The organism is Actinosynnema sp. NPDC023658, from assembly GCF_040639995.1.
In the GTDB taxonomy this organism is placed as follows: Bacteria; Actinomycetota; Actinomycetes; order Mycobacteriales; family Pseudonocardiaceae; genus Actinosynnema.
In genome coordinates this window covers 1-9,525 of sequence record NZ_JBFAAX010000214.1, presented here as the reverse complement: position 1 = coordinate 9,525, position 9,525 = coordinate 1, and the positions used below count along the sequence as shown (strand labels likewise).

General features: G+C 73.0%; 10 protein-coding genes. 6 read left to right on the top strand and 4 right to left on the bottom strand.

What is annotated here, in order from left to right; translation table 11 throughout:
* Positions 1 to 1,201: FAD-binding protein (locus AB0G02_RS21205; RefSeq protein WP_360797038.1), on the top strand; the 1,201-nt coding region annotated here is incomplete at its 5' end.
* Here AB0G02_RS21205 and AB0G02_RS21200 read toward each other — a convergent pair.
* Both AB0G02_RS21200 and AB0G02_RS21195 read right to left on the bottom strand, forming a co-directional pair.
* Positions 1,198 to 1,848, bottom strand: a complete 651-nt coding sequence (locus AB0G02_RS21200; protein ID WP_360797036.1) for an NAD(P)H-binding protein — start codon at positions 1,846 to 1,848, stop codon at positions 1,198 to 1,200. The two genes, AB0G02_RS21205 and AB0G02_RS21200, sit on opposite strands and share 4 nt — an antisense overlap.
* Positions 1,849 to 1,896: 48 nt before the next feature.
* Positions 1,897 to 3,801 carry an intein-containing Rv2578c family radical SAM protein gene (locus AB0G02_RS21195; protein WP_360797034.1) on the bottom strand — a complete coding sequence of 635 codons (1,905 nt, stop codon included), beginning with the start codon at positions 3,799 to 3,801 and terminating at the stop codon, positions 1,897 to 1,899.
* 46 nt (positions 3,802 to 3,847) lie between these two features.
* Here AB0G02_RS21195 and pnuC point away from each other — a divergent pair, with 46 nt between their 5' ends.
* Both pnuC and AB0G02_RS21185 read left to right on the top strand, forming a co-directional pair.
* Positions 3,848 to 4,483: a nicotinamide riboside transporter PnuC gene (gene pnuC, locus AB0G02_RS21190; RefSeq protein ID WP_360797032.1), complete on the top strand. Its 636-nt coding sequence runs from the start codon at positions 3,848 to 3,850 to the stop codon at positions 4,481 to 4,483.
* Positions 4,480 to 5,628 carry an AAA family ATPase gene (locus tag AB0G02_RS21185; protein ID WP_360797030.1) on the top strand — a complete coding sequence of 383 codons (1,149 nt, stop codon included), beginning with the start codon at positions 4,480 to 4,482 and terminating at the stop codon, positions 5,626 to 5,628. Before pnuC ends, AB0G02_RS21185 begins: the two co-directional genes overlap by 4 nt.
* Here the strand turns inward: AB0G02_RS21185 and AB0G02_RS21180 are convergent.
* Positions 5,556 to 6,182 (bottom strand): nitroreductase family protein, encoded by a 627-nt coding sequence (locus AB0G02_RS21180; RefSeq protein WP_360797040.1) that lies wholly within the window; start codon positions 6,180 to 6,182, stop codon positions 5,556 to 5,558. The two genes, AB0G02_RS21185 and AB0G02_RS21180, sit on opposite strands and share 73 nt — an antisense overlap.
* A 164-nt stretch (positions 6,183 to 6,346) precedes the next feature.
* Between AB0G02_RS21180 and AB0G02_RS21175 the strand changes: the two genes are divergently transcribed.
* Complete coding sequence (locus tag AB0G02_RS21175; RefSeq protein ID WP_360797028.1) at positions 6,347 to 7,744, top strand: YibE/F family protein; 1,398 nt, start codon at positions 6,347 to 6,349, stop codon at positions 7,742 to 7,744.
* Here the strand turns inward: AB0G02_RS21175 and AB0G02_RS21170 are convergent.
* Positions 7,671 to 8,033 carry a DUF1304 domain-containing protein gene (locus AB0G02_RS21170; RefSeq protein ID WP_360797027.1) on the bottom strand — a complete coding sequence of 121 codons (363 nt, stop codon included), beginning with the start codon at positions 8,031 to 8,033 and terminating at the stop codon, positions 7,671 to 7,673. The two genes, AB0G02_RS21175 and AB0G02_RS21170, sit on opposite strands and share 74 nt — an antisense overlap.
* Positions 8,034 to 8,119: 86 nt before the next feature.
* Between AB0G02_RS21170 and AB0G02_RS21165 the strand changes: the two genes are divergently transcribed.
* On the top strand, positions 8,120 to 8,503 hold the full coding sequence (locus tag AB0G02_RS21165) for a hypothetical protein (RefSeq protein ID WP_360797025.1): 384 nt from the start codon (positions 8,120 to 8,122) through the stop codon (positions 8,501 to 8,503).
* 7 nt (positions 8,504 to 8,510) lie between these two features.
* Entirely contained in the window at positions 8,511 to 9,374 is an 864-nt protein-coding gene (locus AB0G02_RS21160; RefSeq protein WP_360797023.1) for a fused MFS/spermidine synthase, read from the top strand.
* The last annotated feature ends 151 nt before the right edge of the window (positions 9,375 to 9,525 follow it).

Below are 9,525 nucleotides of genomic sequence, written 5' to 3'. Positions count from 1 at the left end.
CCACCGGCCGGCCGCCATCGCCCGCTGCACCCGGCCCGAGGACGTCCAGCGCTGCCTGGAGGAGGCCCGCCGGTCCGACCTGCGGGTGGCGGCGCGCAGCGGCGGGCACAGCTACGCCGCCTACTCCACCCCGCACGAGGGCCTGGTGGTGGACCTCGCGCCGATGGCCGGCATCGAGGTGCGGCCCGACGGTACCGCCGTGGTCGGCGCGGGCGCCCGCCTCGGTGACGTCTACGCGGCGCTCGCCGCGGCCGGCCGCTGCCTGCCGCTGGGCAACTGCCCGTCCGTGGGCATCGCCGGCCTCACCCTGGGCGGCGGCCTCGGCTGGGTGCAACGCACGTACGGCCTCACGTGCGACTGGCTGCGAGCCGCCCGCGTGGTCACCGTGGACAGCAGACTGGTCACGGCCTCGGACGACCGCGAGCCGGACCTGTTCTGGGCGCTGCGCGGCGGCGGTGGGGGCAACTACGGCGTGGTCACGTCGTTCGAGTTCGCCACCGCCCCCGCGCCGGAGGTGCTGACCGTGTTCCGCATCCGGTGCCCGGCGGGGTCGGCGGCGGACGTGCTCGGCGCGTGGCAGCCGTGGAGCGCCGCGCTCCCCGACCACGTGTCGAGCACCTGCGTGGTCGCGCCGGACGGTTCGGTGGAGCTGATCGGCTGCGCGGTCGGCCCGGAAGGACCCCTGCTCGCGGAGCTGGCCCGGCTGGGCGTCGACGGTCCCCTCGAACACGGCGAGGTCGACTACCCGACCGCGACGGCGATCATGACCGGCGGCCAACCGGCCCGCAACGCCTTCCGGGCGTCCTCGCGCATCTCCGACGGCCTGTGGGACGACCCGGCGGCGGTGGCGGGCACGGTCCGCGGCAAGGGCAGCGCGCTGCTGATCATCGGTGCGCTCGGTGGCGCGATCGACCGGCTGTCGCCCACCGACACGGCCTACCCGCACCGCGGCGCACCGACGTCCGTCGAGGTCTTCGGCACCGTCGGTGACCTGCCGCCGGACCAGGTCACCCGCGAGGTGGACGAGGCGCAGTCGGCGTTGGCGGACCTGATCGGCACCGGCACGTACGTCAACTACCTCGACCCCGAGCAGGAGGAGTGGGCCACGACGTCGTACCGGCACAACCTGCGCCGCCTGCGCGCCGTCGCCCGCCGCTACGACCCGGACCGCGTGCTGGCGTTCCCGCAGGCGGTGCGCTAGAGGGCGTTGATCTCCACGCTGCCGAGCCGCCGGACCGGTGCGCCCCGCTTCGCCACCGCGAGCATCGCCCTTCCCAGCTGCGCGGTGGTCGTCGTGTACCGGGGCAGCAGGCGCGACAGCACCGGGTACAGCGGCCGGACCACCGCGTACAGGCCCCGGTACCAGCGGACCTTCGACCTGACGCCGTGCAGCGGCTGGATGAAGCCGGGGCGGAAGGCGTAGCCGTCGAGGGGCAACGCGATCACGTCGTCCTCGGTGCGCCCCTTGACCCGCGCCCACCTGGCGCGGCCGTGCGCGTCGGTGCCCGCGCCGGAGACGTAGACGAACGTCGACCCGGGGTTCACCCGCGCGAGCACCCGTGCGGCGGCGAGCGTGTAGTCGTAGGTGATGCGCTCGTAGTCCTGCGGCGCCATGCCGACCGAGGACACGCCCAGGCAGTAGAAGCACGCGTCGTAGCCGGTGAGGCGGTCGGCCACCGCGGTGAAGTCGGTGAAGTCGCGGTGGACCAGCTCGGTCAGCTTCGGGTCGGACGCGCCCGTGGCGCCGCGCCCGACCGCGAGGACGGCCGTCACGTCCGGGTCGAGCAGGCACTCGCGCAGCACGCCCTGCCCCACCATGCCGGTGGCCCCGAACACGATCACCCTCATCGGCCGAGCCTAGTGCCCCGGACGCCCGGCTCGCCGGTCCCAGGCGGCTCAGAGGAGCGTCAGCTGTTCCTGGACGACCGGGGCCGCCGGGGCCGAGGAGGGGAGGCTGCCCTCCGGCCACACGCCCTCGTCGTCGCCGGGCACGCCGACCGCGTCGCGCTTGCCGCGCGCTTCCAGGCCGTGCCGCGCCAGCAGCGGTCCGATGCGCGCCGCCAACCACCGCCGGTACCGGGCGTCCACGTAGGACCCCCGCGCGTACAGCCGCCGGTAGTCGTCGGCCAGGTCCGGCCGTTCCCGCACCAGCCACCGGGCGAACCACTCCCGCGCGCCCGGCCGCAGGTGCAGCGGCAGGACCGTGACCCCGGTGGCGCCGGTCGCCGCGACCGAGGCCAGCAGCGCGTCCAGCTGCTCCTCCGAGTCGGTCAGCTTCGGCAGCACGGGCGCGATGAACACCCCGCACGGCAACCCCGCGTCACGGACCCGCCGGACCAGCTCCAACCTCGCCTGAGGGCTGGGCGTGCCCGGTTCCAGCACGGACTGCAGCTCGCGGTCCAGCAGCGCGAGCGACACCCCGATGCCCACCGGCACCGACGACGCGGCCCGCGCCAGCAGCGGGAGGTCGCGCGCCAGCACGGTGCCCTTGGTCAGGATGGAGAACGGCGTGCCCGAGTCGGCCAGCGCCGTGATGATGCCCGGCATCAGCGCGTACCGGCCCTCGGCCCGCTGGTAGGGGTCGGTGTTGGTGCCCATCGCCACGTGCTCGCGCCGCCAGCGCGGGGACCGGAGCTGCCGCTTGAGCACCTCCACCGCGTTGACCTTGACCACCACCTGGGTGTCGAAGTCGCGCCCGGCGTCCAGGTCGAGGTAGGTGTGCGTGTTGCGGGCGAAGCAGTTGTGGCTGACCAGGCCGTTGGCCACGAAGTCCCCGGTGCCGGTGGTGATGTCGTACAACGTCCGGGTCGCGCCCAGCGACTCCACCGCGACCACGGTCAACTTGGACGTCACGGGCACCGCCATGCCCTCGACCGCGTTGCCGCGCGGGATCGCCGGGCCGATCAGGTGCAGGAACCGCAGCCGCTCGGCCAGGTCACCGACGACCCGCACCCCGCGCACCTCGACCACGTGCGCCACGCGCAGCCGCATCAACGCCAGCACCGCCGCCTCGAACACCGCGCTGTCCGAACTGGACATGACCAGCTCGCCGCCGGTGGAGCTGCCACGCGCGTCGAACAGGCCCGCCAGGAACCCCTTCGTCCAGTCCTCCCCCGGCGTGGTCGGCCACTCGACCAGCTCGTTCTCGCGCGGCACCCGGCCGCCGGCGAACTCGCGCACCCGCGCCAGCACGTCCGGGTGGCCGGGCAGGCCGCCGCGCACCGCGCCCCACAGGTAGCCCGCCCGGTAGTCCGCGACGTGCGCCGGCGCCGAGGCGAACCGGCCCGTCCCGACCAACCGCGCGCCCTTGACCAGGAACGGCCGCTCCTCGAAGTCGTCGCACCGACCCGGCGTGACGTGCTTCCAGCCCTCGTCGGTGAGGAACCGGTGGTCGCCGCCCGCCACGACCTGCGTGCCGTCGCTCAACGTCAGCCGGTACGCGGGCTTGGAGGTCTTCCACAGCGCCTGCACGCGGGTGACCGCGAACCGGCCCTCCGACGTGCCGAACACCTCCTCGCCCACGGACAGGTCCGCGATGGGCTTGGTGCGGCCGTCCGCGAGCAGCACGGGCGTGTCACCGGTCAGGCAGTACGTGCAGCCGTGCGTGCAGCCGCGGTAGGGGTTGATCGTCCAGCCGAACGGCAACCCGTCGCCGGGCACCTTGTTCATCACGGACTTGGCGTTCACCTCGTGGAACACGACGTCGGCGAAGTCGGGAGTTCGTACGCTGCGCACCAGCCCCGGCAAGCCCGGCAGAGCCTGCCTGGGGTCCGCCCCGTCCTTCTGCCCGTCCCATCGCATGTCCACATTCGAACACGTGTTCGATCAACGGTCAAACGGAGTGCCTGTGCTGGACGTCATCCTGTGGCCCTTCAACACCATCGCGTTCACCTTCGCCGGCGTGGGCACGAGCTGGGGCGAGATCGCCGGTTTCGTGACCGGCGCGCTCTGCGTGTGGCTGGTGGCCCGGCAGAACGCCTGGAACTGGCCGATCGGCATCCTGAACAACCTCGCCTTCCTCGTGCTGTTCGCGGCCAACGGCCTGTACGCCGACTCGGGCCTCCAGGTCGTCTACGTCGCCCTCGCGCTGTACGGCTGGTGGGCGTGGCTGCGCGGCGGCGCGGAGCACACGCCGCTGCCCGTCAGCCGCACGTCCCGCGAGCAGTGGTGGTGGCTCCTCGCGGCCGGCGTGGTGGGCACCGCCGTGCTGTGGTGGGTGCTGATCACGTTCAGCAACTCGACCGTGCCCTGGGCGGACTCGGTGACCACCGTGCTCTCGCTGCTGGCCACCTGGGGGCAGACCCGCAAGAAGGTCGAGTGCTGGTGGCTGTGGATCGCCGCGGACGTGATCTACGTTCCGCTGTACGCCTACAAGGACCTGTGGCTCACCGCGATCCTCTACGTCGGGTTCCTGGCCCTGTGCGTGCTCGGGCTGCGCAACTGGACGAAGGCGTTGCGCGAGGACGAGAGGGTCGCCGCGTGACCGACTTCGACCACGCGCTGGTGCTCGGCAAGTTCTACCCGCCGCACGCCGGGCACCACCACCTGATCCGCACCGCCGCAGCGCGCAGCAGGCGCACCACCGTGACCGTGCTGGCGTCGAGCGCGGAGTCCATCCCGGTCGCGGACCGGGTCGCGTGGCTGCGCGCCGAGCACGCGGGCACCCCCGGTCTCGTCGTGCTCGGGGACGTCGACGACCACGAGATGGACTTCCACAGCGACACCGTGTGGGAGCTGCACATGGGCGTGGCGCGGGCGGTGCTCGCGCGCCGGGCCATCCTGGACGGCGACCCGGCGTCGGCGGCGGTCGACGCGGTGTTCTCCAGCGAGCACTACGGCGACGAGATGGCCAAGAGGCTGGGCGCCCGGCACGTGCTGGTCGACCACGAGCGGACGACGCACCCGATCTCCGGCACGGAGGTCCGGCGCGACCCGCGCGGCCAGTGGGCGCACCTCGCACCGGCCACCAGGGTCGGGCTGTGCGCGCGGATCGTCGTGCTCGGCGCGGAGAGCACGGGCACCACCACGCTCTCACGCCACCTCGCGGCGGCCCTGGACGCGCCCTGGGTGCCGGAGTACGGGCGCGAGCACACCGAGCTGAAGCTGGCCGCCGCCCGCGCGTTCGACCCCGAAACCACCGCCGACCGTCTCGTGTGGACCGTGGGCGACTTCCAGGACGTCGCCCGCAAGCAGCAGGAGCTGGCCGACGCGGCGGTGGACGGACCGGTCCTCGTGTGCGACAACGACCCGTGGGCGGCGACCGTGTGGGGCCACCGGTACCTCGGTGCGCCGCACCCGGACATCGCGCCGGACGCCCACCGCCCCGCCCTCTACCTGCTGACCGACCACGTCGGCGTGCCGTTCGAGCAGGACGGGTGGCGGGACGGCGAGCACCTGCGCGACTGGATGACCGAGCTGTTCCGGGCGGGCCTGACCGAGCGGGGCGTGCCGTGGCGGCTGGTCACGGGGTCATCGGACCAGCGGCTGCGACAGGCCCTGGAGGCCTGCGAGGAGGCGGTCGCCGCGCACTTCCGGTACGCGGACCCGCTCGCCCCTCAGACCGTCACGACCACCTGGTCGAGTGACTTGCGGACCAGGTCGGGCACCACGCAGTCGTCGGCCGGGTAGCCGATCGGGATCACCGCGAACGCCTTCTCGTTGCGCGGACGGCCCAGCACCTCCCCGAGGAACTTCATCGGTGAGGGCGTGTGGGTGAGCGCGGCGAGCCCGGACAGGTGCAGCGCGGACAGCAGCATGCCGACCGCGATGCCCACCGACTCGTCCACGTAGTAGTGCTTGCGACGGGTGCCGTCGGGCTCCAGGTAGTACCGCTGCTGGAACACGACCACCAGCACCGGCGCTTCGGTCAGGTGCGGCTTGACGTCGTCCGTGCCGAGGGGGCGCAGGGCGTCCAGCCACTCCTCGCCCAGCCTGCCCGCGTACGAGACGCGTTCCTCGTGCTCGGCCGCCTCCCGGATGCGCCGCCGCACCTCGGCATCCCTGACCAGCACGAACGTCCAGGGCTGCTGGTGGGCTCCGCTCGGTGCGGTGGAGGCGACCGCGATGGCGTCGAGCACCACCTGCTCGGGCACGGGGTCGGGGGAGAACATGCGCACCGTGCGGCGCTCCTGCATCCGGGCCCGCAGGTCGGCGGCCGTGCGCAGGGATTCGTCGACCGGCATCCGGGCGGGTCGGTACGGGACCGGCTCGAAGGTCCGGCCGTGGATGGGTGTCCAGTTCGTGGTCACGCGGCGAGCGTGGCACCGACGGCCTCGCGGTGGCCGGAGGCACCCCGAGGCGTGCACCGAACTGTCCGGCATGCGGACACCGACCGTAGCCGGGCAGTATGTGCGCCGTGCGCGCCAAGGACCTGATCGCAGCCCACGGACACGGACACGGGCACGGCCCCTCCGAGCCCGCGTCCCGACCGGTCCGCAAGCTGCTGCTGGTTCTCCTGCTGCCGCTGGTGCTGGCGACCGCGGTCGGCGTGCTGCTGCTGTACCCGTTCGGGCACGAACAGCGCACCGGCGCCGCCGCCGGGTTGGCGCAGGTGCCGGTGCGCGGTGACGTGACGGCCACCGCCAAGGGCGGGTGCGGTCCGGAGTCGACCGACCCCGGCGCCACGGGGTGCGTGCTGGTGACCGTGCGGATGAGCGACGGCGCGGCGTCCGGGCGGGAGGTCCGGATCCCCGTGCCGGACCAGCCGGGCACGCCGACGTTCGCCGTCGGTGACGCCGTGGTGCTGTCCTTCGGCGGGGGCAACCCGAACGACAGCACGTCCTACCAGCTGGCCGACTTCCAGCGCGACGTGCCGTTGCTGCTGCTCGCCGTCCTGTTCGCGGCGGCCGTGCTGCTGCTCGGCCGCTGGCAGGGGTTGGCGGCGCTGGGCGCGCTGGTGCTGAGCTTCGTGGTGCTGGTGCTGTTCGTGCTGCCCGCGATCCTGGCCGGCGAGAGCCCGCTGACCGTCGCCGTGGTCGGTGCCGGGTTGATCATGTTCATCGTCCTGTACCTGACCCACGGCCTCTCCGCCCGCACCTCGACGGCCGTGGTGGGCACCCTGGTGAGCCTCGCCCTGATCGGCGTGCTCGGCGCGCTGTTCTCCGCGTTCGGCAAGCTGACCGGCCTGGACCCGGAGACGGCGAACCTGGTGTCGCTCCTCGGGCACGGCATCGACACCCGCGGCCTCCTGCTGGCCGGCACGATCATCGGCGCGCTCGGCGTGCTGGACGACGTGACCGTGACGCAGACCAGCGCGGTCTGGGAGCTGCGCCGCGCCAACCCGTCACTCGGGTTCCGCGACCTCTACGCGGCGGGCTCCCGCATCGGCCGCGACCACCTGGCCTCCGTGGTGAACACCCTGGTCATGGCTTACGCCGGCGCGGCGCTGCCCCTCCTGCTGGCGTTCTCGCTGTCGGGCCGGACCCTGGGCGAGATCCTCACCGCGCAGGAGGTGGCGCAGGAAGTGGTCCGGACCCTGGTGGGCAGCATCGGCCTGGTGGCCGCCGTGCCCATCACCACCGCCCTGGCCGCCTGGGTCGCCGGCCGCGAACCGATCCCCACCGCGGACACCCCCGACCCCACTCCCTCGGAACCGACCCCCCGCCCGACCCGCGTCAGCGGAGACCTGCGCACCGGCTACGACCCGGCCAAGGGCCCGTGGCGGCGTCCGCCTACCGGGCCAGCAGCACCAGCAGCAACGCGATCGCGGCGGGCACGGCCTGCACGAGGAGGATCCGACGACTGACCGTGGCCGCGCCGTACAGGCCCGCCACGATCACGCAGATCAGGAAGAAGACCGCGAACGCGAACCCCGTCGTCCCCCGCGCGATCAGCGCGAAGATCAACCCGGCGGCCAGGAACCCGTTGTACAGGCCCTGGTTGGCGGCCAGCACCTTCGACTCGGCGGCGAACTCCGGCGTCGTGCCGAACGCGGCACGGCCGCGCGGCGTGTTCCAGAGGAACATCTCCAGCACGACGATGTAGAGGTGGATGACCGCGACCAGCGCGGTGAGTACGTCTGCGGCGATCTGCACGACTGCGCAGCTTAGCGACGTGCGGCGAGCCCACCCATCGGGCTACACGAGCCGCCGGAACCGGCACCGATCGGTACCGTACCGACATGCTGCGGACCGTGTTGGGCATCACCACCCGTGTCGCCACCGGCCTGGTCTCGGGCGTGCTCGCGCTGCCGCGGATAGCCGACGCGCTGGAGAAGCTGACACCGTTGACGCAGGTCGCGGAGCTGCGGGGCACGCTCGAACGGCTGGAGCAGCTGGCCACGTTCCTGGCCAACGAGATGCCCGAGGCGCTGCACCAGGTGGAGTCGGTGCAGCACCGGCTGCGCGAGCTGGAGCCGAGGATCACGGCGCTCGCGGAGACCACCGGCCAACTCGACGAGTCGATCCGCGTCCTGGCCGCCGCGCTCGGGCCGTTGCAGGGCACCGCCGAGCGGCTGGGCAGGCCGGCGGACCGGAAGCGCCGCACGCAGTCCCTGCCTGGATAATCATCGCGTGGGACGGATCCGGAAAGCCGACGAGACCATCAGCCGTGAGGTCGACTCGGGCATCGCGGAGCTGATCCCGGACCCGGACGTGCCGCGGGCGTGGATGCTGCGCCTGAACGGCACCCCGCAGTCCCACGTCGACCTGGACGACCCGGCGCACCTGGAGTTCGAGTACCTGCGCAGGCTCGGCCACGTCGCGGACCTGGTCGCGCCCGGCAGCGAGCCGATCCGCGCCCTGCACCTGGGCGGAGGAGCCCTGACCCTCCCCCGCTACATCGCCACCACGCGCCCGCGGTCCAGCCAGCAGGTCGTGGAGATCGACGCGGCGCTGATCGACCTGGTCCGGGGCGTCCTCCCCCTGGACCGGAACTGGCGCCTGCGCATCCGCAACGGCGACGCGCGAGCCGTGCTGTCGAAAGCGCCGGAGGACACCTTCGACCTCGTCGTGACCGACGTGTTCGCCGGCGCCCGCACCCCCGCCCACCTCACGTCCGTCGAGTTCGTGGAGCTGGCGTCGCGCACGCTCCGCGCGGGCGGCATCTACGCGGCGAACATCGGTGACGGCGGCAAGCTGGCGTTCGCCAAGGCCCAAGCTGCCACCGTGCACACCGTCTTCCCCCACGTGTGCGTGATGGCCGAGCCCGCGGTGTTCCGGGGACGGAGGTTCGGCAACTTCGTCCTGGTCGCCTCCCACACCGAACTACCCGTGGCCGCCCTCACCAGGCTGACCGCCGGCGACCCGTTCCCCGGCCGGGTCGAGCACGACAACTCCCTGATCCGCTTCATCGGCGGCACCCCACCCACAACCGACCAGACCGCCACCCCGTCCCCCGCCCCTCCCAAGGGCACCTGGGGCCTCCCCGACGACTGACTCGCGGACTCTCTCTCCCCCCGAATGTGCCCGCTTCCCCACACCCAAGGGCTTCGTGTCATCCCGCCGACCTGGCTACGCCCAACCGCGCGTGTCAAGGGGGCACTTCCCTCCCCACCGCACCCTGGGCTGGAACGGCCCCCTTGACGCG